25 protein-coding genes are annotated in these 26,320 nt (G+C 63.8%); 19 read left to right on the top strand and 6 right to left on the bottom strand.

The genetic code is table 11. The annotated features are described in order from the left end of the window. Nucleotides 1-38 precede the first annotated feature (38 nt). Nucleotides 39-1,700 carry an amidohydrolase gene (locus NH448_RS14340; protein ID WP_045992773.1) on the top strand — a complete coding sequence of 554 codons (1,662 nt, stop codon included), beginning with the start codon at nt 39-41 and terminating at the stop codon, nt 1,698-1,700. An 82-nt stretch (nt 1,701-1,782) separates the two neighbouring features. Here NH448_RS14340 and NH448_RS14335 read toward each other — a convergent pair whose 3' ends face one another. After that, complete coding sequence (locus NH448_RS14335; protein ID WP_045992774.1) at nt 1,783-2,388, bottom strand: hypothetical protein; 606 nt, start codon at nt 2,386-2,388, stop codon at nt 1,783-1,785. Nucleotides 2,389-2,757: 369 nt separating this feature from the next. On the opposite strand from NH448_RS14335, the gene NH448_RS14330 reads away from it, so the two are divergent. Further along, nucleotides 2,758-4,461, top strand: a complete 1,704-nt coding sequence (locus tag NH448_RS14330; protein WP_045992775.1) for a dihydroxyacetone kinase family protein — start codon at nt 2,758-2,760, stop codon at nt 4,459-4,461. A gap of 149 nt (nt 4,462-4,610) precedes the next feature. On the opposite strand, the gene NH448_RS14325 is transcribed toward NH448_RS14330, so the two are convergent. Continuing rightward, on the bottom strand, nt 4,611-5,174 hold the full coding sequence (locus tag NH448_RS14325; RefSeq protein ID WP_239452547.1) for an exopolysaccharide biosynthesis protein: 564 nt from the start codon (nt 5,172-5,174) through the stop codon (nt 4,611-4,613). 408 nt (nt 5,175-5,582) lie between these two features. Here NH448_RS14325 and NH448_RS14320 point away from each other — a divergent pair, with 408 nt between their 5' ends. Together NH448_RS14320 and NH448_RS14315 are read left to right on the top strand one after the other, a co-directional pair. Next, nucleotides 5,583-5,987: a GreA/GreB family elongation factor gene (locus tag NH448_RS14320; RefSeq protein ID WP_045992777.1), complete on the top strand. Its 405-nt coding sequence runs from the start codon at nt 5,583-5,585 to the stop codon at nt 5,985-5,987. A gap of 229 nt (nt 5,988-6,216) precedes the next feature. Further along, entirely contained in the window at nt 6,217-6,561 is a 345-nt protein-coding gene (locus NH448_RS14315; RefSeq protein ID WP_045995223.1) for a hypothetical protein, read from the top strand. A 30-nt stretch (nt 6,562-6,591) separates the two neighbouring features. Here NH448_RS14315 and NH448_RS14310 read toward each other — a convergent pair whose 3' ends face one another. Then, nucleotides 6,592-7,314, bottom strand: a complete 723-nt coding sequence (locus NH448_RS14310) for a response regulator transcription factor (protein WP_253028919.1) — start codon at nt 7,312-7,314, stop codon at nt 6,592-6,594. A 248-nt stretch (nt 7,315-7,562) separates the two neighbouring features. On the opposite strand from NH448_RS14310, the gene NH448_RS14305 reads away from it, so the two are divergent. Continuing rightward, nucleotides 7,563-8,171, top strand: coding sequence for a LysE family translocator (locus NH448_RS14305; protein ID WP_083970155.1), 609 nt, complete (start codon nt 7,563-7,565; stop codon nt 8,169-8,171). A gap of 52 nt (nt 8,172-8,223) precedes the next feature. Here NH448_RS14305 and NH448_RS14300 read toward each other — a convergent pair whose 3' ends face one another. After that, nucleotides 8,224-9,870 carry an acyl-CoA dehydrogenase family protein gene (locus NH448_RS14300; RefSeq protein ID WP_045990893.1) on the bottom strand — a complete coding sequence of 549 codons (1,647 nt, stop codon included), beginning with the start codon at nt 9,868-9,870 and terminating at the stop codon, nt 8,224-8,226. Nucleotides 9,871-10,041: 171 nt separating this feature from the next. Between NH448_RS14300 and NH448_RS14295 the strand changes: the two genes are divergently transcribed. Both NH448_RS14295 and NH448_RS14290 read left to right on the top strand, forming a co-directional pair. Next, a complete protein-coding gene (locus NH448_RS14295) occupies nt 10,042-10,593 on the top strand; it encodes an NUDIX domain-containing protein (RefSeq protein ID WP_239452483.1) in 552 nt (183 codons plus the stop codon). 84 nt (nt 10,594-10,677) lie between these two features. Beyond that, nucleotides 10,678-11,163 (top strand): glutathione peroxidase, encoded by a 486-nt coding sequence (locus tag NH448_RS14290; RefSeq protein ID WP_045990894.1) that lies wholly within the window; start codon nt 10,678-10,680, stop codon nt 11,161-11,163. A 12-nt stretch (nt 11,164-11,175) separates the two neighbouring features. Here the strand turns inward: NH448_RS14290 and NH448_RS14285 are convergent, their stop codons facing one another. After that, complete coding sequence (locus tag NH448_RS14285; protein WP_045990895.1) at nt 11,176-11,565, bottom strand: hypothetical protein; 390 nt, start codon at nt 11,563-11,565, stop codon at nt 11,176-11,178. Between the two features lie 256 nt (nt 11,566-11,821). Here NH448_RS14285 and fabV point away from each other — a divergent pair, with 256 nt between their 5' ends. The 7 genes from fabV to NH448_RS14250 all read left to right on the top strand — a co-directional run bounded on the left by fabV (nt 11,822) and on the right by NH448_RS14250 (nt 19,070). Beyond that, entirely contained in the window at nt 11,822-13,018 is a 1,197-nt protein-coding gene (gene fabV / locus NH448_RS14280; protein WP_045990896.1) for an enoyl-ACP reductase FabV, read from the top strand. 181 nt (nt 13,019-13,199) lie between these two features. Next, nucleotides 13,200-14,177 (top strand): GlxA family transcriptional regulator, encoded by a 978-nt coding sequence (locus NH448_RS14275; RefSeq protein ID WP_181248576.1) that lies wholly within the window; start codon nt 13,200-13,202, stop codon nt 14,175-14,177. Nucleotides 14,178-14,970: 793 nt separating this feature from the next. After that, nucleotides 14,971-15,483: a DUF417 family protein gene (locus NH448_RS14270; protein WP_045990897.1), complete on the top strand. Its 513-nt coding sequence runs from the start codon at nt 14,971-14,973 to the stop codon at nt 15,481-15,483. Between the two features lie 442 nt (nt 15,484-15,925). Beyond that, the gene (locus NH448_RS14265) at nt 15,926-16,147 is read left to right on the top strand and encodes a hypothetical protein (protein WP_045990898.1); all 222 of its coding nucleotides are present in this window, start codon (nt 15,926-15,928) and stop codon (nt 16,145-16,147) included. A gap of 722 nt (nt 16,148-16,869) precedes the next feature. After that, on the top strand, nt 16,870-17,094 hold the full coding sequence (locus NH448_RS14260) for a hypothetical protein (RefSeq protein ID WP_124802861.1): 225 nt from the start codon (nt 16,870-16,872) through the stop codon (nt 17,092-17,094). Between the two features lie 348 nt (nt 17,095-17,442). Beyond that, complete coding sequence (locus tag NH448_RS14255; RefSeq protein WP_045990900.1) at nt 17,443-17,994, top strand: isochorismatase family protein; 552 nt, start codon at nt 17,443-17,445, stop codon at nt 17,992-17,994. Between the two features lie 83 nt (nt 17,995-18,077). Beyond that, on the top strand, nt 18,078-19,070 hold the full coding sequence (locus NH448_RS14250) for a helix-turn-helix domain-containing protein (RefSeq protein WP_239452484.1): 993 nt from the start codon (nt 18,078-18,080) through the stop codon (nt 19,068-19,070). Here the strand turns inward: NH448_RS14250 and NH448_RS14245 are convergent. After that, the gene (locus tag NH448_RS14245) at nt 19,058-19,789 is read right to left on the bottom strand and encodes a class I SAM-dependent methyltransferase (RefSeq protein WP_083970157.1); all 732 of its coding nucleotides are present in this window, start codon (nt 19,787-19,789) and stop codon (nt 19,058-19,060) included. The genes NH448_RS14250 and NH448_RS14245 overlap by 13 nt on opposite strands. A 266-nt stretch (nt 19,790-20,055) precedes the next feature. Here NH448_RS14245 and NH448_RS14240 point away from each other — a divergent pair, with 266 nt between their 5' ends. The 5 genes from NH448_RS14240 to astB are packed head-to-tail and all read left to right on the top strand — an operon-like array spanning nt 20,056 to nt 26,252. Beyond that, the gene (locus tag NH448_RS14240; protein WP_045990902.1) at nt 20,056-21,270 is read left to right on the top strand and encodes an aspartate aminotransferase family protein; all 1,215 of its coding nucleotides are present in this window, start codon (nt 20,056-20,058) and stop codon (nt 21,268-21,270) included. A gap of 38 nt (nt 21,271-21,308) precedes the next feature. Next, a complete protein-coding gene (locus NH448_RS14235) occupies nt 21,309-22,379 on the top strand; it encodes an arginine N-succinyltransferase (protein WP_045990903.1) in 1,071 nt (356 codons plus the stop codon). Further along, a complete protein-coding gene (astA, locus tag NH448_RS14230; RefSeq protein ID WP_045990904.1) occupies nt 22,379-23,422 on the top strand; it encodes an arginine N-succinyltransferase in 1,044 nt (347 codons plus the stop codon). The genes NH448_RS14235 and astA overlap by 1 nt, the downstream gene beginning before the upstream one ends. After that, entirely contained in the window at nt 23,422-24,891 is a 1,470-nt protein-coding gene (astD, locus tag NH448_RS14225) for a succinylglutamate-semialdehyde dehydrogenase (RefSeq protein ID WP_253028918.1), read from the top strand. Before astA ends, astD begins: the two co-directional genes overlap by 1 nt. Nucleotides 24,892-24,896: 5 nt before the next feature. Beyond that, nucleotides 24,897-26,252, top strand: coding sequence for an N-succinylarginine dihydrolase (astB, locus tag NH448_RS14220; RefSeq protein WP_045990921.1), 1,356 nt, complete (start codon nt 24,897-24,899; stop codon nt 26,250-26,252). Nucleotides 26,253-26,320 lie beyond the last annotated feature (68 nt).

Below are 26,320 nucleotides of genomic sequence, written 5' to 3'. Positions count from 1 at the left end.
ATTCAGGCCTTATGACAACAAGATGACAGGGTGGGCCCATGCTCAATAAAACGTTGCTTGCGTTGTCGGTTGCCGGCGCCAGTCTTGGTGTTTGTGCCGATGCCACCGTGATTCATGATGCCAACGGCTACGGTTTCGATGCCTATCGCCAGTTGGTGAGCTTTACCACCCTTGTCGTCGAGGATGGCAAGGTGGTGGCACGAGGCGATGAGCAACTGCTATCGCAGTATCCTGAACCACAGGCAACGATCGATGCAGGAGGCCGTACGCTGTTGCCTGGCCTGATCGACGCCCACGGGCATCTGATGGGGCTCGGCTATAGCCTGCTAGAGGTCGAGCTGCGTGGCCTGGCGTCGGCCGAGCAGAGCGCTGATGCCGTCGCCGACTTCGCCGCGGCAAATCCCGATCTGGAATGGATACGCGGCAGGGGATGGAATCAGGTGCTGTGGGACGGCAAGGCATTTCCCACCGCGCAAGTGCCCGATGAAGTGATTGCCGATCGCCCCGTGGTGCTGAGTCGAGTGGATGGGCATGCGATCTGGGTCAACAGCAAGGCCATGGAAATGGCAGGCGTGGATGGCGAGACCCAGGCACCGGAAGGGGGCGAGATCATTCGTGATGATGCCGGCACACCGACCGGCGTTTTCATCGACAATGCCGAGCTGCTTATCACCGACAAGATTCCCCCGCGCAGTGCACAGGAAATGGCCAAGGCCTTCGATACCGCTGTGGCACATCTGCAGGAGCTTGGCATCACCGGAATGCACGATGCCGGCGCCAGCGCCGCTGAGCTTGAGATGTACCGGTCCAGGGCCGATGCAGGTGAGTTGGGGGTGCGCATCTACCCGATGGTGTCTTCAAGCGACCCACAGCTTGACGAGATTCTCGCGCAGGGCATCCACGACGACCCCGAAGACTGGCTGGATATTCGCAGCGTCAAGATCTATGCAGATGGCGCCCTCGGCAGCAGAGGAGCGGCGCTGCTGGCACCCTACAGTGATAGACCCGATTCCAGCGGACTGATGATCCAGAATCAGGATGCCCTGCAGGCGCTGGTCGATCAGGTCAGCAGCCAGGGATTCCAGGCCAATATGCACGCGATAGGCGACCGGGCCAATCGTGTCGCTCTGGACGTCTATGCGCGTAGCCTGGAGCAGGATCCCCAGCGGCGTGAGCTTCGCCATCGCATCGAGCATGCGCAGGTGGTGAGCGTCGATGATATACCGCGATTTACGGAACTTGGCGTCATTCCCTCGATGCAGCCCACCCATGCGACCAGCGACAAGAACATGGCCGGCGACCGGCTAGGCCAGGAGCGTCTTGCCGGTGCTTACGCCTGGCGCTTTTTCATGGACAGTGGTAGTCGTATCGCCGCGGGTTCCGACTTTCCGGTCGAGCCTGCCAACCCCTTTTACGGCTTGCACGCCGCCGTGACTCGGGAAGACCGCGACGACCAGCCCGAAGGAGGCTGGCTGCCCGGGCAGAAGCTCACCGTGGCCGAAGCCCTGCGCGGCTTTACCGTCGATGCGGCCTACGCGGCGCACCAGGAGGGTAGCCTGGGTGGCTTGATGCCGGGGCAGTGGGCGGATTTTGTGCTGGTGGATACCGATATTCTGCGTGCCGATCCGGCTGAGCTCTGGCAAACCCGGGTGAGTGAAACCTGGATTGCCGGAGAGCGAGTGTTTGTGCGGGACCAATAGGCCGAAAGGTGCCCTACAAGGCTTGGAGCAAGGCCGATATGCTGAGGTTGCGGCGAAGGGGGGAGGGCGCCTGTTTACTCGTTCACGATGGCTCGATTTCAGTCTGACTCAGGGCGGTGATGGCGGTCTCGGCCAGACCCACCAGCGATGAAATGTCCAGCAGCGAGGAGTGATGATACTCGGCGAGGCCGGGCTGGGTCCGCCAGTAGCGGGAGTCCTGTCCATCGATCTCCCACCCTGGCGGAATGTCCTGGACATCCCGCGGTTCGATGCTGAACGCGGCCACCAGCCCTTCGCCCTGATGCCAGCTCAGCAAGGTGGTCAGTGGCTGGCCGTTGTCGCGATTGATGAAGCACCGAAACAACCCTTGGGTCCAGACGTTCTGGGGGCTCGGTTGCTGTTCCGGGGCGAGTTCTCCGATGGAGAGCTCGCGCCAGATGGTGCCCTTGATCAATGGCTTCCAGATGCGCTTCGACGCCTTCAGCAGGATTTCCAGATAATCGTTGCGGATCTGATGCGCCAGAATCAGCGTATTGCAGTGGTTGATGAGTTCGTCCCACTGCATGCCGACCGCCAGGTGCTCCAGCTCATGGGCGAGCAGGGCGTCCACGGCGTGTCGTGTGGAAGGGTGTTGCAGGTAGTCGTGAAGCGGGTCGGACAGTTTCAGGTCATGGCGAGAGGTTTTCATATCGGTCCCTGCTGGGAAGAGGGACGGAATGCCACCTCTTGCCCCCGAAAAGCGATGCGACGGCGTCCATGCCGTCGCTGACTTGTCACTCGACCAATCCTTGGTCGGCAAGATCAGAATAGCCCCCTTAGACGGCTGTGCCTTTGACCAGGATCAGGTGGCCATGAGCATGGTTGTGCGATAGCGCTACTTTGCTGTTTTTTGGGCACAACTGGCCCAGTGTGGCGGAAAAACCTGTGGCCAGCTCTTCGCTTCAGCGCACCGTGGCCGTGCGTGAAGCGCGGGGCGAGGCTCGTGCGCCGGCTTTACAAGGGTTCGAGGCTCATCCATGTTGCCATTCTGAATCCACCGTCGGGCAGGAGGCTCATCATGAAGAAGCTGATCAACGATCCCAGAGGCAGCGTTCGCGAGATGCTGGAAGGCATGGTGGCCCTTCATCCTGGGCTTGCGCTGATGGATGAAGAAAACGTGGTCATCGACGCTAGCTTACCTGAAGACCCTGAGCGTCGGTCGGTGGCGGTTATATCCGGCGGCGGCAGCGGACACGAGCCGGCCCACGCTGGCTACGTCGGGCGCGGCATGTTGACGGCCGCCGTGGCGGGAGACGTTTTTACCTCACCGAGCGTCGATGCCGTGCTGGCGGCGATCCTTGCCTGCGCCGGTCCACGTGGGGCCCTGCTGGTGGTAAAGAACTATACCGGGGATCGTCTCAACTTCCGCCTTGCCGCTGAACTGGCAAGGGTCCGGGGGATTCCAGTAGAGGTGGTGATGGTCGCCGATGACGTGGCGCTGCGCGATTCACTACCCCGGGAGCAGAGTCGTGGTGTGGCCGGGACGGTACTGGTGCACAAGATCGCCGGTGCCGCTGTGGCCCGTGGTCTACCCCTCGAGGAGGTCGCCGCGCTGGCTCGGGGAGCGGCCGAATCGGTGGCGACCATGGGTATTTCCTTGGGTGCCTGCACGGTGCCGGCGGTCGGCCGGCCGGGGTTCGAACTCGGTGATGACGAGATCGAATTCGGATTGGGCATCCATGGCGAGAAAGGGGTTCGCAAGTCGGCCATGCTGCCGGCGGATACCATCGTCGATAGCATGCTGGAATCTCTGAGCCAGGCGTTGTCGGTGAAGGGGTGTCGCCTGGGTGTGCTGGTCAATGGTCTCGGCGGCACACCGCCGATGGAGCTTGCCATCGTGGCGCGACGGGCCTTGACCAGGCTGCGTGAGCTGGGGGCCGAGCCGGTGCTGGGGTGGTGCGGCAACTTCATGACGGCTTTGGAAATGCCGGGGTGCTCGCTGTCGTTGATGGTGCTCGACGAAGCCCGCGAGGACTTGCTCACGTCGCCGACCGAGGTACGCATCTGGCCAGGCAGTGCCGAAGTGGCAGCGGAGGTGAAGAGTGTGACTGCCAGCGTGCTTGATGAGCCGCTGCCGGGCGCCGACGAGGCTGGACCACCCTGCGAGCGACTTCAGCGAGCGGTGGCGGCGGTGGCGAGCGCCATGGTGGCCAGCGAGGAGCGCTTGACCGAGCTCGACAGTGCCGCCGGCGACGGCGACCTGGGGGCCAGCATGGTGCGCGCGGCCCAGGCGCTGCGCAAGCTGCCGGACAGCGCTTTTGGTGCGCCTGCCGACTGCCTGGCCAGAGCCGGGGAGGCCCTGAGGCGAGCGATCGGAGGAAGCTCAGGTCCCTTCTACGCCTTTGCCCTGCTGCGTGCGTCGCAGGCATTGCCGAGCGAAGGGGAGGTCGCGGCGCAGGATTGGGCAAGAGCGCTCAAGGCCGCCGGCGACGCTATCGCCGAGATCGGAGGTGCTGCTCCTGGGGATCGCACCATGCTGGATGCTCTGGTGCCGGCCAGCCAGGCCTTCGAGGCCGCGCTGGCAGAGGGATTGGACGGATCTCAGGCCTTTGCTCGGGCGGTCGAGGCGGCCTGGCGCGGCGTCGAGGCTTCGGCCCGCATGCATCCACGCTTTGGTCGCGCGGCCTACCTCGGCGATCGGGTGATGGGCGTGCCCGACGGTGGCGCCGAGGCGGTGGCAAAATGGCTCGAGGCCATCGACCGCTCCTGCGGCCAGCGCTAGAGCGCAACCAGCACCACCCAGGCGGTGGATAGGGTGAAGAGGTAGCCCAGCAGCGCCATCAGGCCGTCTCGCGCCAGCAGGGCCAGGCCGAACAGTGATCAGAGAGAGGGGGCCGCGCCGGCTTTGCTCTAAAGAAGGGGGGCTTCGTGCTAGAGCGCCACCAGCACCACCCAGGCGGTCGATAGGGTGAAGAGATAGCCCAGTAGCGCCATCAGTCCGTCTCGTGCCAGCAGGGCCAGGCCGAACATGGTCTGAGCCGTGCCGGCGAGCGTGGCACTGAATGGGATCAGCTCCATCGGTGGCGTGGCGAGCGCTATGGCCAGACAGGCCAGGCCGATGGGGTAACGGGCGATCTGACCGGTGAATACAGTCAGCCTCGGTTTCAACAACCGATCGATCCAGGCGGCCGGCTTGCGCATCCAGCCGATGGTTCGCTCGACCTTGTCGGTCTCCACCTCACGCCGCGCCAGCCAGGCCGGCAGCCAGACACTCTTTTTTCCGGCTAACAATTGTGCTGCTGCAAGCACGACTAGCAGCGCCATCGTGGTGGGCACGCCGGGGATATCACCGATCAGCGGAGTGAGCGTGACCAGGCCTGCGACCAGCAGGATGGGGGCAAAGCTGCGCCTGCCGACGGCGTTGATGACCTCAGCCAGACTCAGGCAGCGCTTGTCCTGGCTGGCAGCCTGTAGCTGGTCGAGCAGTTCGGTCAAGGATTCTGGAGAGGACTCTGAAGCGGTGGAACTCGTCGGCATGGGGCCTCGGGCGTGGGTAAAGCGACGTAGTATGGGGGCTGGAAAAGCAGCCTGTCCATGCCGTGAACCCTGCGCGCTTGTCGCCTCCGGAGGCAGGCGGCGGTGTAGAGGCAGGCTTGCCAGGCCTGTCACATCGGTCGTCAACTGCGTCCGCGCTTGTCGATGCGACGGCGACAGAACGGTGTCCAGGCAAGGGGCGAGGCGGGTGCGAGTTTAATATAAGTAGTTTCTTATTTTTAGAAGTTGTCGTATGCTGAAACTGATACGAGTCCTTCCCTATATCGGGGAGGGCTTTTTTTGTTGCCAGGCCTGATTCTCGATCGTTGTCTTCGACGCAGGCCGACGTATAGCAGTGAGGTGCCAAGGATGTCGTTGAGACTTGCCAACCGTCTTGATGCGGAGCGTTTACAGCGCCTGATCGATGAAGCCTGCGGAACCGAACGGGCTGCCGCCGACCTGCTGGAAGAGCGACTGGAGCGTGCCGAGATTCGCGACCCGGACGAGATGCCCGATGACGTGGTCAGCATGAACAGCAAGGTTGTGCTCAGGGACGTCGACACGGACCGACTTCTGACGCGCACGCTGGTCTATCCTCATGCGCTGGCGACGACCGAAGATGGTCTATCGGTGATGGCGCCGCTGGGCGCCGAGCTGTTGACCCGTCGGGTCGGGGAAGAGTGGACGACCCAGGTGGCATTGGGGAAGCCAGGGCGCTGGCGGGTGGAAGAGATATTGTGGCAGCCGGAGCGAGAGCGTCAGTTTCATCGCTAGGGCTTGTCTGAAAAGTGCCTGCGCTCGGTAATACGGCGTTAAAAATCGGCTGGTGCGCCAGCCCGGTCAAAATACTCATTTACACCCCGTAAACTGCGCTTTCTCACCGATTTTTGCCTTGTCTAACCTTCGTTCGTCGACTTTTCGCTCATCGACTTCTCGCTCAAGGCCCAGTGAGCAGCGCAGCCGCAGCCTTTGGCATCGCCTGGATGAGCAAAGGAGGAGGGAGATGGGCCGATTCACTCACCTGTTCGCAGGGTGTGTCCTCGGGCTGGGGCTTTTCCTCGCGGCCACAGGCATTGCCGTGGCCGATATTGTCGTGCGGTTCTCCGGGACTAAGGGCATTCCCTTCACCGCTCAGTGGGAGTGGACGGGCCAAGGGCAGGAGCACAGGAGCGGGACCTGGGCGGGACGGGCGCCTCGGGTAGAGCGCCTGCCCGACGGACGGTTCAGCATGACCGTCATCCAGCAGGCGTCCGGGGGCCGGCTGGAGGTGCTGGTCACCGGGCGCGGCAATCGTTCTTCCTCGTCCAGCAGTGGTGCCGGGGCGACGATGTTGTTTTCGTTGCAGTGAGCCTGGCCGCAAGGCCATGTCGTGATCGGTTCAGCGAGGCTCGAGCTCCCGGGGCAGACGGCTGCGATGTGAATTTTTGGTCATGGGGGGCAGGATGCCCAGGTGCTTGCGCGCCCAGTGTGCGGCCTCGGCGCGGTGATGCACCTTGATCTTCTTGAAGATGTTGTACAGGTGAGACTTGACCGTATGCTCACTCAGGAACAGTTGGGTGGCGATATCCTGGTTGGACGCGCCGTTGCCGATGAAGCCGAGAATTTCCAGCTCCCGCTGGGTCAGACCGGCGACGGGTCGGTAGGTGTTGAACTGCTGTCGTCGGAAATATTCGAACATCTGCTGAAGCAGCGGACGCGACATCCACAGGGCGCCATCGAGGAGTTGGATGATTCCCTTGCAGATATTGTCCAGTTCGTCGCGGCGATAGAAGATGCCCTGAAGGTGCAATGACGCCAGCAATTCAGCGGCTTGTTCCTGGCTGGCCAGGTTAAACGCCGCCAGCAGAATGTCGGGAAACTGTGCCTTGAGCTCGTGGCAGCGATGCATGTCGCTGTGTGACAGCTGATCGGCGTCCAGTAGCCACAGTTGCACACCAGGAGGTGAGTTCGACAGTTCCGCTTCCAGGCCGGACACCGCCTCCGGGGCAAGAGGACTGACCTGGCAGTCGAGTACCTGGCTCAGGTGATGGGTGAACAACTGCGACTGCACGTTGGGGTGCGTGATCAGCCGGACGATCGGACCTTCCTGAAGGGCAGACATCGTCCCCTCCCTGTTCCCATGCGATGATTGATCGTTATCGTTTTTTGGTGATGCCGATTTAGTATCGTTATCGATACTAATATGCTTGTAAATGACCATTGGGCGTGAACTTTGTCATTTCCGAAGAATGGTTTTTTTGATTCGGGCCGCAAAGGATGGCCGCTGAGCGCCGTGGGTCGTAGGTGTCAGCACGCTGAACTGTGCGCCATTCGTCGTCTAGTCCATCGGAATTCTCACGAGGGAGTGTGATGCCGCTGTCATTGTGGATGTCTCTGGCCGCCATCTGTGCCATGGGGGCCATGTCTCCTGGTCCAAGTCTGGCCTTGGTGCTTCGTCATACGCTGGGAGGGGGGCGCAGCTCCGGGGTGGTGGCGGCGATCGCCCATGCGCTGGGCGTCGGCCTCTACGCCTTGCTGACCGTCTGGGGACTGGGGGAGGTGATCGAACGCCATCCCTCCGCCTTTCGCGTGATCACGATCGGTGGGGCACTGTATCTGGCCTGGCTTGGCATAAAGGCGCTGAGGGCCGGGCGTGGCGGAGCGCTGGGCGCCCGACCCACCGCCGCCAGTCACCGCGTCGCTGCGAGAGAAGGGCTGTTGGTTGCCCTGGGTAATCCCAAGCTGATCCTGTTCTTCGTCGCGCTGCTCAGTCAGTTTGTCAGCCCCGAAATGTCCTCGATCGAGCGTGCCATCATTGTGCTGACGGCGATGCTGATCGACGGTGGCTGGTACGTCATCGTGGCGTTGGGGCTGTCGCACTCCCGCGTGCTGCCCTGGCTCCAGGCTCGCGCCCACTGGATCAATCGCATCAGCGGGGTGCTGCTGCTGGGGCTGGCGCTGAGGGTACTGGCGGGATAAGGCCGCCGCCGGCTGCGAGCATGTCGTGGCCGAGGCTGCTGGCGATGTCGGTTCATGCTGGCGCCGAGCGATGGAGGATGGCGTCCAGCGGACTTGCCGTCGGCAACACGCCATAGGCCGGGCTCGGGTGCTGGCCCAGGCGGGTGCGGCAGAAGGTATCCGCCACCTCGTGCGGCGCGTGCTGGACCAGCAGCGCTGCCTGGGTGCACTGGGCCAGCCACTGGGTCAGCCAGCGGGCCCTGGGCACCAGGTCTTCGCTGGTCTGTGGCTGAGGCAGCAGGGCCAAGGCGCGATCCAGATCCGGATGTCCACCTCGGGCATGCTCGAACAGCTGATACAGGGCCGCCATGGCCTCGGGGTGTCGCGCCATGACCCGCAGCACGTCGAGGCAGATCACGTTGCCGGATCCTTCCCAGATGGAATTGACCGGCGCTTCGCGGTAGAGCCGCGCCAGCGGTGCTTCCTCGACGTAGCCGATGCCTCCGAGGCACTCCATGGCCTCGGCCATGAAGCCGGGGGCGCGCTTGTTGTGCCAGTACTTGGCCAGGCTCGGCAGCAGCCGGGCCAGGGCGCGCTCCTGCTCCTCCCCGCGGCTGGCGCCGTCGAAGGCCTGAGCGGTGCGCAGCATCAGCGCTACGCCGGCCTCCACCTCCAGCGCCAGATCCGCCAGCACCGCCCGCATCACCGGCTGCTCGGCCAAGGGCGCCCCGAAGGCATGACGCTGACAGGTATGCTGCCAGGCCTCGCGCCAGGCCTGGCGCATCATGCCCACCGGTGCGCTGGCGGCGTCGAGACGGGTCTGCTGAACCATTTCCAGGATGGTGGCGATGCCGCGCCCAGGGTCGCCGAGCGGGTGGGCCCAGGCCCCCCGATATTCGATCTCGGCGGAGCCATTGGCGCGATTGCCGCACTTGTCCTTCAGTCGCTGAATCTCGATGGCATTGCGCTCGCCATCAGGGGCGAAGCGAGGCACCAGGAAGCAGCTGAGGCCTTCGTCTCGCTGAGCCAGGGTCAGGAAGGCGTCGGACATGGGGGCGCTCATGAACCACTTGTGTCCGTACAGGCGCCAGCCGTCCTCGCCATGTTCGGCTCGGGTGGTGTTGGTGCGCACATCGCTGCCACCCTGCTTCTCGGTCATCGCCATGCCGAAGGTCAGGGCGTGCTTGTCGCTCGCCGGTAGGGCCCTGGAATCGTAGTCCTCGACGAGCAGCCCAGAGGCCCACCAATCCGGCAGCGAGCGTTCTCGACGCAGCACCGGGTAGGCGGCATGGGTCATGGTCACCGGGCAGCAGATGCCAGTTTCGGCCTGGGTCAGCAGATAGAGTCCCGCCACGTGCGCCTGATGACCGCCGCGCCCCTCCTCCGTCCAGGCCATGGTATGGACGCCACGGGTGGTAGCCAGGCGCATCAGGGCGTGGTAGGCCGGGTGGTAATCGACGGCGTCGAGCCGGCGACCGTGACGATCGAAAAGTCGCAATGAGGGTGGGTGGCGGTTGGCCTCGTCACCCAGTCGCTGGGTCTCCGCACGACCGACATCCTGGCCCAGCAGGGACAGTCGGCAACTCACCCAGGCCGGCGCCAGATGGGCCAGCCAGAACTGAAGCACGGCGTCGTCGGCGAAGGCGTCGAAGGGAAGAGAGTACGGCTGATTGTCGACCCGGTGGCTCGCCAGGCACTCTCGCGGAGCTTGGTCATGCATGGCCCTGTCCTGATGACGAAAGACCTGATATTCAGCATGGTGTGCTGTGCCCCTCGGGTCAAACGAGAGGGATGACGCAACGGGACGGGATGGGTAGTCTTGGGGCTTTCTCGGTGGAGCCCTTCGATGTGCCCTGTTTCCTCTTTCGACTCGGCTCCCACGGCCTCTGGCGTGACGAATGCTGGCGAGGCGTCCCCTGACTACCAGCGTGAGGCGCCCGCAGCGGTGATCGCCCGGGAGCGTGTGCAGGTGGTGGATGCCCGCAATCGTCCCTGTGGCAGCGCCTGGCGCGCAGAAATGCGCCGCTATCGGTTCTGGCACCGCGCCACCTACATCGTGGTACGCAATCGCCGTGGTGAACTATGTGTGCAGCATCGAACGCTGACCAAGGAAGCCTTTCCCGGCGGACTGGACCTGGCGGCGGGAGGCGTGGTCGGCGCCGGGGAGGCGGTCCACGTCTCGGCACGTCGTGAGCTGGCCGAGGAGCTCGGTATCCGCGCAGTAGCGCTGCGCCATTGCCTGGAGTTTCGCTACGATGAGGACGGGTATCGCATCTTCGGCAGCGTCTACTGCGTAGAGTGGGACGGCCCCTTGTCGCTGCAGGCCGAGGAGGTCGCCAGCGTGGCCTGGATGTCACCGCGTCGAGCCCTCGAGCTCGCCGGCGTGACGCCGGATACGCGGCTGGCCCTCGAGTTGTTGCTCGAGCGCGAGGGGGACAACTGAATGCCGCTTTGCCGCCAGGGCGTTGCGACTGGCGCAATGACGTCTGGCATGTCATCGTGAAGACAGTAAGCGCGAGTTCATCCCATGACCCTGCATGATGTCGAGTGCCGCACCCATAGCGGCGAGCCCTTCAACCTCCGCGCCCTGCGTGGCCAGGTGCTGCTCGTGGTGAACGTGGCGAGCAAGTGCGGCTTCACCCCTCAGCTGGCGGAGCTGGAGGCGCTCTATCGTGAACACCGCGAGCGCGGCTTCACCGTGCTCGGGTTCCCTTGTAACCAGTTCGCACGGCAGTCGCCGGAGTCCGCAGAGCAGTTCTGCGCTTTCGGTGAGCGTGAGTTCGGTGTCACCTTTCCCTTGATGGAAAAGGTCGAGGTCAATGGCGCCAAGGCCCATCCGCTGTTCAAGCGCCTGAAGGCCGAAGCCCCAGGATGGATGGGAACACGCGCCATCAAGTGGAACTTCACCAAGTTTCTGGTCGCTCGAGACGGCCGTGTGCTCAAGCGCTATGGGCCTCGCGATGGGGGCGACGCCATGATGCTGGACCTCGAGCGGGCACTGGACGAATCCTGACCTCTTTGCCGGTCAGCGTATGTCTCCTCCGCGCGCCACCACCAGCCGTTCCACCAGTTCGTTGTAGCGATGGCGCACCATCATGGTGGTCAGGCCCGAAAACAGTGCCCAGAACTTGCGTCGCCAGCCCTTGAGGCGAAGGTTGTGGGCGACCAGACGGCGCATCAATTGGTGGTCATCGAACTTGCGCCACTCACCGGCGACCGACATCTGCTGACGCGACAATACCGGCGCCAGCTCGATCCGAAAGACCCATTCCAGGTCCTTGAGGGCGATGCCGGCGCGCTCGATCACCTCGACCATCCGCGCATAGTCGGACTCTCTGGGCTCGCGTTCGAGCCACATGGGCGCCAGGGCAAGCCACAGCTCGCCGCGTTCATCGACCAGGGTCTGTGCATCCATCGGGCGGTCTCCTCAAGCGGTGGGCAGCATCCTGCCCGACCCCGTGCCGGTGGGCAAGAGAGCGACGCGATCGCCAGCACAGCCGGACAGGGCCCTGGTGTGTTCAGGCGCAATGCGCGGCAAGGAAAAGCGCGGGAAGTCAGGGGCATGTGCACAAAGGCGGACAGGGCGGCGCTGTGCCGCTAGAATATCGCGACCACGCTCTACACATTGGATGGCTCTCCCTCGGGAGCCGCGAGTAACGAAGAGGTCTGTCGTGATCATCAAGCCCAAGGTACGCGGATTCATCTGCACCACCACCCATCCCGTCGGTTGCGAGAAGAACGTCCTCGAGCAGATCGAGGCGACCCGTGCGCGCGGCCTCGATGCATCCAAAGGGCCCAAGAAGGTGCTGGTCATCGGCGCCTCCAGTGGTTACGGTCTGGCCGCGCGCGTCACTGCGGCCTTCGGCTACGGCGCCGATACCCTGGGGGTGTTCTTCGAGAAGCCGGGCAGCGAGAAGAAGCCGGGCACGGCGGGCTGGTACAACTCTGCCGCCTTCGACAAGTTCGCCAAGCAAGAAGGGCTCTACAGCAAGTCCATCAATGGCGACGCTTTCTCCCACGAGGCTCGTGACAAGGCGATTGAGCTGATCAAGGCCGACATGGGCCAGATCGATCTGGTGGTCTACTCGCTGGCTTCCCCGGTGCGCAAGCTGCCCGATTCCGGCGAGCTCAAGCGCTCTTGCCTGAAGCCCATCGGCGAGACCTATCGCGCTACCGCCATCGATACCAACAAGGACACCATCATCGAAGCCCAGGTGGAGCCGGCGACCGAGCAGGAGATCGCCGACACCATCGACGTCATGGGTGGCCAGGATTGGGAACTGTGGATGGAGGCGCTGTCCGAGGCCGGCGTGCTGGCACCCGGCGCTCGCAGTGTGGCGTTCAGCTACATCGGTACCGAGATCACCTGGCCGATCTACTGGCACGGCGCCCTTGGCAAGGCCAAGGAAGACCTGGACCGGGCAGCCTCCGCCATCGATGACTCGCTCAAGCAGAGCGGTGGTGGCGCCAACGTGGCGGTGCTGAAGTCCGTGGTGACCCAGGCCAGTGCGGCGATTCCGGTCATGCCGCTGTACATCGCCATGGTGTACCGCGTGATGAAGGAGCAGGGTCTGCACGAAGGCACCATCGATCAGCTCAATCGCCTGTTCGGCGAGCGCCTCTACGGTGGCGAGGCGACCACCGATGACGTCGGGCGCCTGCGCCTGGACGACTGGGAGTTGCGTGACGATGTCCAGCAGGCGTGCAAGGACCTGTGGCCCCAGGTGACCAGCGACAACCTGTTCGACATCACCGACTACGCCGGCTACAAGCACGAATTCCTGAAGCTGTTTGGCTTTGAGCGCGATGACGTCGACTACGACGCCGACGTTGATCCTGTCGCCGAGTTCGACGTGGTGCAGCTGTAAACCAGAGGACTGCCGTTCGGCGATGAAGGAGGCCGCGACCGAGAGGTCGCGGCCTCCTTCGATGTGAAGCCAGCTGCCGTGGGTGTCGACCTGGTGTAGCCCATGCGCAACGGACATGGGCGCTGAATCTCGCAGATCAGTGGCGTAATATATGCCTCGCGCACACTCCTCGAGACCCCCCATGCCACACACCGTCAGCACAACACGTTCGCCGGATTTGCTTCGACAGGTCGGGGTCGTGGTCATGCCGGGGTTTTCGCTGCTGGCGCACGCCTGTGCCACCGAACCGCTGCACGTGGCCAACTTGCTGCACGGGCGAACCCTGTATCGATTGACCAGCTACGCCAGCGGCGGCGACGCGGTGACCAGCGCCTCCCAGCAGACGGTGTTGCCACGCGCCGCGCTGGGGGAGGCGGAGTCGCAGCCCGATATGGTGCTGGTGTGTGGTCCGGCCAAGCTGCCGGGGGGCATTCCTGATGACCTGGCCGCCTGGCTCAGGCGTCTGGCGGCGTCCGGGGTGGTGCTTGGCGGTATCGGCGGTGGCACCGAAGCCCTGGCCCGGCTGGGCCTGCTGGATGGCTACCAGGCAACGCTACCCTGGCAGCGTTTCGAGGCCTTCGCTGCGGCCCATCCCAGGGTGCGCCTGTCTCAGCAGCTGTTCGAGATCGACCGCGACCGGATCACCTGCGGCGGGGGGACCGCCGCCATGGACATGATGATCACCCTGGTGGAAAGCCACCACGGCTCAGGCCTTGCCACTCGTATCTCCGAGTACTTCGTGATGGAGCGCATCCGCATGGGGGACGAGCCCCAGCAGATCCCCCTGCGTTCACGCCTGGCCCATGCGCCGGACAGCCTGGTCGAGGCGGTCCAGCTGATGGAGGCCAACATCGAGGAGCCGCTGTCTACCCATGAACTTGCCGAGCACCTGGGGATCTCTCGCCGTCAGTTGGAGCGGCTGTTCAAGAAGTACCTGAAGTCGGTGCCGAGCCGCTATTATCTGGACCTGCGCCTGCAGAAGGCCCGTCGAATGTTGCGCGATACCGACCAGCCCGCGGGCGAGATCGCCCTGCAGACCGGCTTTTCTTCTGCCGCCCACTTTTCCACGGCCTATCGCAACCACTTCGGCATGACCCCGAGAGAAGAGCGACTGGGCTGACGCTCGAGGCTTTCTGTATCCGGTACGTCTTCAGGCCTTGATGAGCGACGCTTGTCGGAATGGTCTGGTCCTGAGGGTAACGGCTGCTGTCTTCACCGTGCTTCTCCCCTCCGTCGCGTTTCAGCTTCTCGCTCCGACCCTCTCGCTTCGCCCCTGCTCACTCCCGCATTTCTAGCCTCGCCTCCACTCGTTCCGTCTGCACGCGCTCCACTCGCCTCGTCTGCACTCGTCCCGTCTGCACTCGCTCTACTCGCCTCTGCGCTCTACATCATCTCCAGCACGACTCCTCTCGCTGATCTCTCCCCGGCTTCTGTCGTCCTATCGTTTCGCCTCTTGCTATCTCTACTGTGCACTGCCCGATGTGCCTACCCGCTAACAATTGGCGTATTTCCTTCTTTTGCGTCGCCGAGTGCATAGACCGGCACAGCATTGGCACGTAAGGAATCTCCAATAAATGCTACATAGATACCGTAACTCCTGGAGCCGTTACGGCTTGTCCGCTGGCTGAGGTCAGGCAACGGCCAAGCAAATGGATCTGCTTTCGTCCCGGGAATGTCGATGGGCGTGTCGATAGCGGCCCGGGACGAAAAAAAATGAAGAAGGCGTGTAAGAAAGTCGCAGGTAACACCTACCAACCACCATGAACAACAGACGAGTTGCTCGGAAGCCTGCCGCTATTGAGGTCGGAATTCTGTGCATATTCGAACGAAGCGTGAATGAAACGGTAGCAGCAAAGTGGAGGCGTCAAGATGCCATCCACGCAAACTAAAAAAGTGAAGACGGAGAGTTAGACATGAACCACACCACCATTTCTCGACTGGGTTTCTATGTGGCCCTGTACGGCGTCGTCGCCATTCTTTTCTGGATCGGCTTTTTCAAGTATCACCCCGATGAAGCTGCAGCGATCCAGGGCATTGTGGCCAGTTCGCCACTGATGGCCTGGCTCTATGATGTCGCCAGTGTCAATCAGGTATCGGCCGCGATCGGAACCGCCGAGATTATCGTCGGCCTGCTGGTAGCCGCCTATCCCATCTCGAAAAAGGCCGGCCTGGTGGGTGGTGCCTTGGCAAGCGTGATCTTTCTGACAACGACCAGCTTCCTGTTGACCACGCCGGGTGTGCTGCACGTCAGCAGCCTGTCGGGTGACACCCTGGCATTCCCGTCCCTGTTCGGAGGCTTCCTGGCCAAGGATCTGGTACTGCTCGGCGCATCGCTGGTGATCACCGGCTCAGCCTGGCAGGCGGTGAGTGCAGAGCGCAGTGCACAGCATGCTCAGGACGACGCTCTGGTTGCTGATGCTGCATAGAAATGAAAGGGCTTTTCGGTATCGGGAGTGTGGCTTTCCCGGGCTGGAAAGCCCGGTCCGCGCCTGGTCCCTTTGTGAAGGGGCGCTGGTGGAGGACATGGCTACCAAGGTGTGTGGGCGCAAGAGTCCGCGTCGGCGCACCTTTCTAATCAAGAAGTTTGGGTGAATTAAATCAGCAGCTTAAACGAATATTGTGCCTGAATGATTAGATGGACATATTTGCAATTGCCAATATGAGGGATGCCGATTAGATTTGATGTTGCCGGGTAACAAAACGTTACGACGAGAGTCGGAAAGACGGAAAGTGGTTAGACCGAAGATAGAAGTAGAGGGCAGAGTGTCGGCGCGTCCAGGAAGATGATCCCAAGGGATGCTCGATAACGCACAAAATATCAGAACGATTCAACGTCGAAACACTATCGACGACTCCAAGGAGAGTGACATGAAAACCAAAATGATCTTTGCCGCAGTGATGGCCTCCATGTTTGCCGCTGGCAGTGTCTATGCCATGGACTCCGACACCCTGCAAAAGCGCATGCAGGAAATCGAAGAGCGCAGCACCGAAGCCTCTGAAGAGCAGAAGGTCGAGGCCCTGGAGCAGGAAGTGGCTGAGCTCAAGGACCTGCTGCAAATGACCGTAGAGAGCCTGGAAGAGTCCCAGTAACACAAGCTGGAGAAAGACACGCTGGAACGCTGACGTAAAGGGCGCTCGCTCTGCAACCCGAGAGGATCGCCCTGGCAGCGCATGAACTAGCCAAAAGGACATGCAAGCGTGAAGGGAAATGTCGGTAAGGTGATAGAAAAGGCGTGCTCATCTTGATGACTCCCTTATCTACAGCGGCAGGGACGCCGTCTTGCCTTGCGGGTTTGAAGCGCTCTTTGGGTTGGTTGTGACAAGACGTTGGGCATCAATACGCTGGCGGTTTCCGCTGGGTAGATGCCGCCAGCCAAAAGCGCTAGTGGTCAAACCAATGTTCGGACTGTGCAAGTCTGGTCATGCAGAGCAAGCGTCGGTTGCGTGCTGAAATGGTGCCCTTTAGATTGATCTTGTCGATTTGTGAACAGTGTTTTTCGAACGGATATCGATGCCTGTTCGCCGACACGTGGACGTTCATGGACCGAGCGCCTCAAGGACTTGAGTCGAAGGATTGGCTCACTGGCCGCAGGGACGCGGTCTTGCAGAGCGATTGAAGCGTGACATTGGATGTCCGGCGGAAGAGCTCGGGAGTGGTCGTCGAAGCGCCTACCTGTCGGTGGCCGTGACGCACCTTGGCTTTCACTAACGTTGGTTGATTACCGCTTCCTGCCACCACCCGGCAGCGCCATCCAGGGGCGGCGGTCAGGACAAGTGGTCGAAGGATGTTCGACGAAAACGAGGAGAGAGACATGAAAACCAAGATGTTGGCAACTGCAGCGCTGGTCTCGATGATGGCCGTCGGCTCAGCCTTCGCCATGGATTCCGATACCTTGCAGAAAAACATGCAGCGGATCCAGGAGAATGCCGAAAGCGCAGAGCGCCAGGCCAAGATTGCAGCCCTCGAGCAGGAGGTTGCAGAGCTGAAGGAACTGCTGCGCGAGACCATCGCGGCGTTCCAGGAAGCGAATATGTAAGTCGTCAGCAAAGACGGCAGCAGTGTTGTCGCGTTTCGCGACCGCTACGTGAAAGGCTCACTCAGGTGGGCCTTTTTAGCGTTTGAAGGATGCTGCGTTCGAATGCCCCTGCGTTCATGACATGCTCAATCGTGGCTACGCTGCTGCGGTCTGCTGGTATCCAGCACTCGTCCATTGATGGGAGAAAGGTCAGGGCAGCCGATACCGATTCCTATGCTGGTGCCGATGGACGGAATCCTCGATAGTAACGTCATGTCCGAATCTGCCCCCTTCAGGGCCGGCCCTGTACTGCGCATCGCTGCTGCGGGGCACTAGTCTGCAATCTCCCCCCTTTGCTGGAGATTGGACATGACCACAGCACTTCTCGTCATCGATGTTCAGGCCTCGTTTCTCGCGCGCCCCTACTGGGATGCCACTCGACTCGGTGATTGGCCGGAAGCTCAGCGCTCCTTGATCGACCTGGCACGCGAGGCAGGCATGTTGATGGTGCGAATCATCCATACGGAGCCGGGAAGCCAGGGCGCATTTGATCCCGACAATGGGTTGACCCGAGCTATGGAGGGCTTCGAAGACCCCGCTGATGTGACCTTTTACAAGACCGCCCACAACGCCTTCACCGATACAGGGCTGGACCGCTGGCTACGCGGTCGAGGGGTGTCTCGGCTATGGATCAGCGGTATTCGCACCGAGCAGTGCTGCGAGACCACCACCAGGGTGGCCTCCGATCTGGGATACGCCGTGGACTTCGTCAGTGAAGCGACCCTGACCTTTGCCATGCAGCGGGGAGCGCGAACCTTCAGCGCCAGCGACATCCGCGAGCGTACCGAACTGGTGCTGGACGGCAGATTCGCGCGTATCGTGGACGTGCAGGCGTTGCGTGAGGAAGCCGCTGCGGCCTGAGCTGGTCCATGACGGGTGCGACCGCAGTAGTCACCATATCCTGAGCATTCACCACGCCAACGACAATGATGAGGAGAGGTTGGGTGCAGGGCAGTTGCGACAAGACCAGGGTCTGGCGTATCGCCATCCTGATGATCCCCGGTCAGGTGCCTCTGGACCTGATCGGTCCCTGGCAGGTGTTGCGCAGTGCTGCCTCCGAGATCTCCTTTCAGATCGACTATGTCGGCCCCCAGGCACAGCTCGACTGGCTTGGTCCGCTCGCACTGTCCGGGATATCGCCCTTGCCCGATGACCTGCATCAGGTCGACCTGCTGCTTGTTCCGGGGCAGTACCGCGCCGCCATGGAGCCTGACGCCCAGCGACGTACGGTCGATTGGCTGAGGGACGTCGCGGAGCAGGCTAGCGCCGTGATGGGGGTATGTTCGGGTACCCTGCTGCTGGCTCAGGCGGGCCTGCTGGAAGGGCGCCGCTGCACCACCCATCACCAGCTGCTGGCACAATTGAAGGAACTGGCCCCCGGGGCTCGGGTGCAGGACGACTGCATCTTCACCGAGGATGGGCCCATCCTGACCAGCGCCGGCATCTCCACCGGGGTCGATACCATGCTGCATTGGCTCTCGCGTATTGCAGGGCAACAGACCGTGCTGACGGTGGCGCGGGATATGGTGCTGTATCTGCGACGCAGCGGTCGGGAGCCGCAACTCGGGGTGTGGCTGACCGGCAGGAATCACGTCGATCAGCGCATTCATCGACTTCAGGATCGTCTGGCGGCGGACCCGGCCGCTCCCTGGACCCTGGCTGGCATGGCCCGCGAGGCCGCCATGGGCGAACGCCACCTGAGGCGGCGCTTTGGGCAACTGACCGGCATGAGCGCGCCAGAGTATCTATCTCGCATTCGCTTGCATCTGGCCATGCAGTTGATGAGCGAGACCTCGCTGTCGCTCGCGGACATCGCCGAGCGGGTGGGGGTGAGCGACGAACGTCAGTTGCGCCGGCTGTGGAAGCGCTTTGAAGCCGACACGCCGGCCCAGTGGCGCCGCCAGCATCGCCAGTGGACGCAGGCTCAGCCGGACTGATGTTCAGTAGGCCCAGGTTCTGCTGGTCGAGATTCGGCTGGTCGAGGTTCTTCTGGTTGAGGTTCTTCTGGTCGCGGTTTCGCTGGTCGAGGCTCGGCGTGGTCGGCCTTGGCGGCGATCAACGCGCGAAACAATGAGCCCATCATCACCGGAGTGTCCTGTTCGATGACAAACCCTGCCTGGTCCAGCAATGGCCGGGCCTGGCGAGTGATATCGGTGGCGATGGCGGATGTCAGCAGATTGAGCCCCCTGCGCGCCAGTCCCGAGGGCCGCTCGTCGCTCTGGAACTTGTCCATCATGCATAGCTGGCCGTCGCCTTTGAGGACGCGATGGGTCTCGGCGAGCCCCTTTGCCGGATCCGGCATCACCGCCAGGATCAGGTGCATCACCACCACATCGAAGCTGTTGTCGGCGTAGTCCAGCCGCTCGGCGTCCATGGTTCTGGCCTCGACGTCGATGCCAAGCCGACAGGCGCGATCCTTGAGACGTTTGACCATCGCCGGGCACAGGTCGCTGGCGTGGATCTCCAGGTCGCGCGGTAGCCACGGCAGGTCCAGGCCGGTGCCGGCCCCCACCAGCAGTACCTTCATCCCCGACTGCCAGCACACCTGATTCAGGGAGCGCCGCCGCGCCCTGGCAAAGGTACGCTGGGCCACCGCGTCGTAGATGGGGGCATAAAGCGAATAGCGCCAGCGGTTCCAGACGGTGGTGTTGAGCATGGCGGAGCCCCTGGAGGTGGTAGTGATCGGGTCAGGTCCTGCGGGAGTCTTCAGCCTAGACGAAGCCTGGGTAGGCGTCATGACGATGGTGCAAGGGCAGGGCGCAAGGACAGAGCTTTGTGAAAAAGCGGGTCCCATTGCTGAAAGCCGTGGAGCGAGGGCGTCCCTATACTCGAAGCATCGATCCATTTCATGCTTTGCAGTAGCGCGCAAACTGCGCGCTCCCGTCCGACGACGGGCAACGCCAACCACAGCGGAGATCCCCGATGAGCCATACCCCGAGCCGTGCCGACTTCGACCAGTACATGGTGCCCAACTACGCTCCTCAGAAGGTCATCCCGGTGCGCGGCGAAGGCAGCCGTCTGTGGGATCAGGAAGGCCGCGAGTACATCGACTTCGCCGGCGGCATCGCGGTGAACTCGCTGGGTCACTGCCACCCGGTCCTGGTCGAGGCCCTCAAGGCCCAGGCCGACAAGCTGTGGCACCTGTCCAACGTCTACACCAACGAGCCGGCACTGGAGCTGGCCCGGGAGCTGACCGAGCGTACCTTCGCCGACAAGGTCTATCTGTGCTCTTCCGGTGGCGAGGCCAACGAGGCCGCACTGAAGCTGGCGCGTCGCTGGGCCCATGACAAGCACGGGGCCCACAAGGACAAGATCATTTCCTTCCGTCAGTCCTTCCATGGTCGCACCCTGTTCACCGTCAGCGTGGGTGGCCAGCCCAAGTACTCCCAGGGCTTCGGGCCGGTGCCCGGAGGCGTGCTCCACGCCGAGTTCAACAATCTGGACAGCGTGCGCGAACTGGTCGGCGACGACACCTGCGCCATCATGGTCGAGCCGATGCAGGGCGAGGGCGGCATCGTGCCGGCCACGCCCGAGTTCCTCCAGGGCCTGCGTGACCTGTGTGACGAGTACGACGCCCTGCTGGTGTTCGACGAGGTGCAGACCGGCGTGGGCCGCTCCGGCTCGCTGTACGCCTACATGGACTACGGCATCACCCCGGACATCCTGACCAGCGCCAAGAGCCTGGGCGGTGGTTTCCCGGTGGGCGCCATGTTGACCACCGATCGCGTCGCCCCGGTGCTGGTGCTGGGCACCCACGGTTCTACCTACGGCGGCAACGCCCTGGCCTCGGCGGTGGCATTGGCGGCGATTCGTCATATCGACACGCCGGAAGTGCTCGGTGGCGTCGCCAAGCGTCACGACCTGTTCCGCGAGCACCTGGAAGCGATCAACCGCAAGCACGGTGTGTTCAAGGAAATTCGTGGCATGGGACTGCTGATCGGTGCCGAGATGGCCCCCGAGTATGAAGGTCGCGCCAAGGACATCCTGCCGCTGGCCATCGAGGAAGGTCTGATGGCGCTGATCGCCGGCCCCAACGTGCTGCGAATGGCGCCGTCGCTGGTGATTCCCGAGGCCGACATCGTCGAGGGACTCGAGCGTCTCGAACGCGCCATCGCACGGATGGTCAGCGCGTCGTGAAAGGTGCCGATCAACATGAGCTGACGGGAGGGCATCCGATGCTGGCCGTTCGCCCTGTGCGGCTAGGTGACCTGCCGGCGCTGGAGCGCCTGGCGGGTTCCGCCCAGCCACGTTTGACCAACCTGCCGGCCCACCGTGATCGCCTGGAAGAGCGCATCGCGCGCTCCCAGCGGGCGTTTGCCAGTGAGGCCGAGGTGCCCGGCGACGAGCACTACACCTTCGTGCTCGAGGATCGCGAGCGGGGTGAGGTGGTCGGTACGGCGACCATCCGCGCCCTGGCCGGGGCCACCGAGGCGTATTACACCTATCGCCAGGAAACCCTGATCCACGCCTCGCAGCAGCTCAATGTTCGCCGTGAGGTGCCGACCCTGGCGCTGTCCCATGAGGTCTCGGACGCCAGCCTGCTGTGCGCGCTGTCGCTGGATCCGCGCTACAAGGGCACCAGCGCCGAGAGCCTGCTGCGCCGTGCCCGGCTGATGTTCATCGCCCAGTACCCCGAGCGCTTCGCCGAGGTGCTGGCGATGGCCTTCCCGGGGTATCTGGACGACGACGGCGAGTCGCCGTTCTGGAACAGTGTCGGTCGCCACTTCTTCGTGCGCGACTACCACGAGATCAACTACACCGCAGGCGTGCGCTCGAAGAGCTTCATCGCCGAGGTGATGCCGCAGTTCCCGCTGTACCTGGCGCTGCTGACGCCCCAGGCGCGCGCTGCCATCGGGCGCGAGCACCCGGCCCACGAGGCGGCGCTGGAGGAGATGCTGGCCGAGGGCTTCCTGCGCTCGCGCCACGTCGACCTGTTCGACGCAGGCCCGGTGATCAAGGGTGACCGCATGCGCCTCGAGTCCTTCCGTCGCGCCGCCTGGCACCCGGTACGCATCCGCCCAGAGCACGCTCTACCCGATGCTGAGCCTGCGATGGTCGCCAACCAGTGCCTGGACGGCTTCTGCTGCACGGTGGCGCGCTACGCGCTGTCGCCCACCGGCCAGCTGATGCTGTCGCCGGCCCACGCCGAACTGCTGGGCGTGGAAGAAGGACGTGCGGTGCTGGCGGCACCGCTGGGGCTGAGCGATGACGGGCTCGACCCGGGCTACGATGAGGGAGAGCTGTAATGCGCATGCGACCGATCATGGAAGGGGACCTGGACGAACTCCAGGCGCTGGCCCGGGAGACCGGCGTCGGCTTCACCTCCCTTCCCGACAACCGCGAGTTTCTGGCGGACAAGATCGCCTCCGCGACGAGCGCGTTCAACGAGCAGACCCCGGTGGACCAGCGTCTCTACTTCTTCGTGCTGGAAGACGAGGAGAGCGGGCATCTGGCCGGCTGCTGCGCCATCGAGGGGCAGGTCGGGCGTGAAGTGCCGTTCTATCACTACCGCGTGGGCACCCTGGCGCACTCGTCCAAGCAGCTCGACCTGCATCGCACCGTCGATACGCTGTTTCTGAGCTCGGATCACACCGGCGACGCCGAGGTCGCCTCGCTGTTCCTGCGCCCGGAGTTCCGGGGTGCCGATCGCCGCCATCAGCGCAACGGCGCGCTGTTGTCGATGATGCGTTGGCTGTTCATGGCCGAATTTCGCGATCGTTTTCCCGAGAAGGTGCTGGCGGAGATGCGCGGACGCTTCGACGAGAACGGACGCAGCGCCTTCTGGGACTGCCTGGGGGCCAACTTCTTCCCCATGGACTTCAACGAGGCGGATCGGCTGACCGGCCTTGGCCAGAAGAGCTTTATCGGCGAGCTGATGCCCAAGTTCCCGATCTATACGCCGTTTCTCTCGGAGCAGGCGCGTGCCTGCATCGGTCAGGTCCATGAGCACACCCGCCCGGCCCTGGCCATGCTCAAGAAGCAGGGGCTGCGCTGGGAGGGCTATATCGACATCTTCGACGGCGGCCCCACGGTCGAGGCCTACATCGACGACGTCAAGGGCGTGCGCTTGTCGCGACACGTGCGTGTCGAGGTCGACCCCAACGCCGACAGCGCCGAGCGGCCCCAGTGGCTGGCGGCGACCACCCGCATGGCCGACTTCCGTGCCGCCTGGGTCGGGCGCGGTCCCGACGCCGACGGCGTGCTGGTGCTCAATGACAACGAGGCGCGCAGGCTGGAGGTCGCCTCCGGCGACACCCTGCGCGTGCTGAATTCCGACGAGGAGGCGTGATGCAACCCACACAACAATTGCTTATCGATGGACAGTGGATGTCCGGCGACGCCGAGGCCTTCACCAAGCTCGACCCGATCACCGGCGCCGAGCTGTGGCAGGGCAAGGCCGCCAGCGACGAGCAGGTCGCCCAGGCCGTTGCCAGCGCACGCAAGGCTTTTCCCGACTGGGCATTGACCTCGCTTGACGAGCGTGAAGCCCTGGTCGAGCGCTTCCGTGGCGTGCTTGAAAGCCACCGCGAGGACCTGGCGGCCAGCATCGCCCACGAGACCGGCAAGCCGCTGTGGGAAGCACGCACCGAGGTCGGCGCCATGATCGGCAAGGTGGCGCTGTCCATCCGTGCCCGCGAGGAACGTACCGGCGAGCGCGAGCGTGACCTGGGCGACGCCCGAGCGGTACTGCGCCATCGCCCCCATGGCGTGATGGCGGTATTCGGCCCCTACAACTTCCCCGGCCATCTGCCCAACGGGCATATCGTGCCGGCGCTGCTGGCCGGCAATACCGTGGTGTTCAAGCCCAGCGAGCAGACCCCGCTGACCGCCGACCTGACCCTGCAGTGCTGGCTCGAGGCCGGCTTGCCGGCGGGCGTCATCAACCTGGTCCAGGGCGCGGCACAGGTCGGCCAGGCGCTGTCCGCCGATGCCGGTATCGATGGCCTCCTGTTCACCGGCAGCGCCAAGGTCGGTGGCCTTCTGCACAAGCAGTTCGCCGGCCAGATGGGCAAGGTGCTGGCGCTGGAGCTCGGCGGCAACAACCCGCTGGTGGTCAAGGACGTGCCGGACGAGGACGCCGCGGTGCTGACCATCCTGCAGTCGGCCTTTCTGTCCGGGGGCCAGCGTTGCACCTGCGCCCGCCGCCTGATCGTGCCCGAGGGCGAGGCCGGTGATCGCCTGATCGACGCCCTGAGCGGTGCCATCGAGCGCCTGCGCGTGGCCGAGCCCTTTGCCGAGGAGGCGCCGTTCTACGGTGGTCTGGTCAGCGTCGAGGCGGCCGAAGGGCTGCTCGCCGCTCAGGCAGACCTGGAGGCTCGCGGTGGCAAGGTGCTGTCGCGCATGCGCCAGGTCGAGCCGGGCACCAGCCTGCTGACACCGGGACTCGTCGACGTGACCGGGGTCGAGGTGCCGGACGAGGAACACTTCGGGCCGCTGCTCAAGGTCTACCGCTACCAGAGCTGGGACGACGCCATCGCACTCGCCAATGACACCCGCTATGGCCTGTCCGCCGGGCTGATCGGTGGGGAGCGGGCCGATTGGGACGACTTCCTGCTGCGCATCCGCGCCGGTATCGTCAACTGGAACCGCCAGACCACCGGCGCCTCCGGCGACGCGCCCTTCGGCGGCGTCGGCGACAGCGGCAACCATCGCCCCAGTGCGTATTACGCTGCTGACTACTGCGCCTACCCGGTCGCCTCGGTGGAGAGCGAAGCCCTGAATCTGCCTGAAAAGCTGCCGCCGGGGGTGAGCCTGTGAGCGATATGAGCCAGCGGGACGTGGTCGAGGTCAACTTCGACGGCCTGGTGGGGCCGACCCACAACTACTCGGGGCTGGCCCACGGCAACGTGGCGTCGATGTCCCACGGTGGCCTGGTGTCCAACCCCCGCGAGGCGGCGCTGCAGGGCCTGGCCAAGATGAAGGCGCTGAAGGACGCGGGCTACGTGCAGGGCGTGCTGCCGCCGCAGCAGCGCCCTGACCTGGGGGCGCTGCGCTCGCTGGGCTTTGCCGGCGACAACGGTCAGGTGCTGGCCCAGGCCGCCAGCCAGGCGCCGCAACTGCTGCGCGCGGTGTGCTCCGCTTCCAGCATGTGGACGGCCAACGCCGGCACCGTAACGCCGAGCCTGGATGCCGCTGACGGTCGAGTGCACTTCACCCCGGCCAACCTGCAGTCGAGCTTCCACCGCTTTCTGGAGCCGGAGACCACCGGTCGGGTGCTGGCGGCGATCTTCGCCGATCCCGCTCACTTCGCCCATCACCCGGTGCTGCCGGCGACGCCGGCGTTCTCCGATGAAGGCGCGGCCAACCACACCCGGCTATGCGGCGAGCACGGCGAGCCAGGGGTGCACCTGTTCGTCTACGGGCGTCAGGCCTTCGGTGGTGACGGCGTCGAGCCGCATCGCTTTCCGGCCCGCCAGACCCTGGAGGCCAGCCAGGCCATCGCCCGCCAGCATGGGCTCGCTGAGCATCAAGTGGTCTACGCCCAGCAGCACCCGGATGCCATCGACGCAGGGGTCTTCCACAACGACGTCATCGCCGTGGGCAACGGCCCGGTGCTGCTCTACCACGAGCTGGCCTTCCGAGACGAAGAGGCCACCCTCGATGCGCTGCGCGAGAAGATGTCGACGCCGCTGATTCCGGTGCGGGTGCCGCTTGAGGCGGTCAGCCTCGAGGATGCGGTGGCCTCCTACCTGTTCAACTCCCAGCTTCTGTCCAATGACGACGGCAGCATGACCCTGGTGGTGCCGGGGGAGTGTCAGGAGCGTGAGGCGGTGTGGCGGTGCATCCAGGATCACCTGCTGGCCGGCAACAACCCGATCGGCGAGGTGGTGGTCAAGGACGTCAAGCAGAGCATGCGCAACGGAGGTGGTCCGGCCTGCCTGAGGCTCAGGGTGGTGCTGAGCCAGGCCGAGCGCGAGGCGCTGTCCGGCCGGGTGCTGCTCGACGACGCCCTCTACGCCGACCTGGTCGCCTGGGTCGAGCGTCACTACCGCGAACGTCTGGCACCGGAAGACCTGGCCGATCCCAGGCTCGCCGAGGAGACATTGGCGGCGCTGGACGAGCTGACGTCCCTCCTCGCGCTGGGCCCTGTGTACCCCTTCCAGGGAGCTGGCAACTGAGCCGCGATGGGCTCAAATGAGCACGCGTATCCTGGTTGCTGTTTGTCGATTCGACCCCACCCTCCCCG

The sequence above is a fragment of the Halomonas sp. OfavH-34-E genome (assembly GCF_024124525.1).
GTDB classification, from domain to species: Bacteria; Pseudomonadota; Gammaproteobacteria; order Pseudomonadales; family Halomonadaceae; genus Halomonas; species Halomonas litopenaei.
Note: the sequence above shows the minus strand (reverse complement) of the source record. Positions and strands in the feature narration are given on the sequence as shown.

Excerpts from the sequence above, each read along its gene's own strand:
- NH448_RS14270 (WP_045990897.1), top strand. The coding sequence starts at position 14,971 with ATGAACCACACCACCATTTCTCGACTGGGTTTCTATGTGGCCCTGTAC.
- astD (WP_253028918.1), top strand. The coding sequence starts at position 23,422 with ATGCAACCCACACAACAATTGCTTATCGATGGACAGTGGATGTCCGGC.
- NH448_RS14310 (WP_253028919.1), bottom strand. The coding sequence starts at position 7,314 with ATGTCTGCCCTTCAGGAAGGTCCGATCGTCCGGCTGATCACGCACCCC.
- NH448_RS14320 (WP_045992777.1), top strand. The coding sequence starts at position 5,583 with ATGTCGTTGAGACTTGCCAACCGTCTTGATGCGGAGCGTTTACAGCGC.
- NH448_RS14305 (WP_083970155.1), top strand. The coding sequence starts at position 7,563 with ATGCCGCTGTCATTGTGGATGTCTCTGGCCGCCATCTGTGCCATGGGG.
- NH448_RS14245 (WP_083970157.1), bottom strand. The coding sequence starts at position 19,789 with ATGCTCAACACCACCGTCTGGAACCGCTGGCGCTATTCGCTTTATGCC.
- NH448_RS14290 (WP_045990894.1), top strand. The coding sequence starts at position 10,678 with ATGACCCTGCATGATGTCGAGTGCCGCACCCATAGCGGCGAGCCCTTC.
- NH448_RS14235 (WP_045990903.1), top strand. The coding sequence starts at position 21,309 with ATGCTGGCCGTTCGCCCTGTGCGGCTAGGTGACCTGCCGGCGCTGGAG.
- NH448_RS14285 (WP_045990895.1), bottom strand. The coding sequence starts at position 11,565 with ATGGATGCACAGACCCTGGTCGATGAACGCGGCGAGCTGTGGCTTGCC.
- astB (WP_045990921.1), top strand. The coding sequence starts at position 24,897 with ATGAGCCAGCGGGACGTGGTCGAGGTCAACTTCGACGGCCTGGTGGGG.
- NH448_RS14260 (WP_124802861.1), top strand. The coding sequence starts at position 16,870 with ATGAAAACCAAGATGTTGGCAACTGCAGCGCTGGTCTCGATGATGGCC.
- NH448_RS14340 (WP_045992773.1), top strand. The coding sequence starts at position 39 with ATGCTCAATAAAACGTTGCTTGCGTTGTCGGTTGCCGGCGCCAGTCTT.
- NH448_RS14335 (WP_045992774.1), bottom strand. The coding sequence starts at position 2,388 with ATGAAAACCTCTCGCCATGACCTGAAACTGTCCGACCCGCTTCACGAC.
- NH448_RS14315 (WP_045995223.1), top strand. The coding sequence starts at position 6,217 with ATGGGCCGATTCACTCACCTGTTCGCAGGGTGTGTCCTCGGGCTGGGG.
- NH448_RS14275 (WP_181248576.1), top strand. The coding sequence starts at position 13,200 with ATGCCACACACCGTCAGCACAACACGTTCGCCGGATTTGCTTCGACAG.
- NH448_RS14265 (WP_045990898.1), top strand. The coding sequence starts at position 15,926 with ATGAAAACCAAAATGATCTTTGCCGCAGTGATGGCCTCCATGTTTGCC.
- NH448_RS14240 (WP_045990902.1), top strand. The coding sequence starts at position 20,056 with ATGAGCCATACCCCGAGCCGTGCCGACTTCGACCAGTACATGGTGCCC.
- astA (WP_045990904.1), top strand. The coding sequence starts at position 22,379 with ATGCGCATGCGACCGATCATGGAAGGGGACCTGGACGAACTCCAGGCG.
- NH448_RS14300 (WP_045990893.1), bottom strand. The coding sequence starts at position 9,870 with ATGCATGACCAAGCTCCGCGAGAGTGCCTGGCGAGCCACCGGGTCGAC.
- NH448_RS14255 (WP_045990900.1), top strand. The coding sequence starts at position 17,443 with ATGACCACAGCACTTCTCGTCATCGATGTTCAGGCCTCGTTTCTCGCG.
- NH448_RS14330 (WP_045992775.1), top strand. The coding sequence starts at position 2,758 with ATGAAGAAGCTGATCAACGATCCCAGAGGCAGCGTTCGCGAGATGCTG.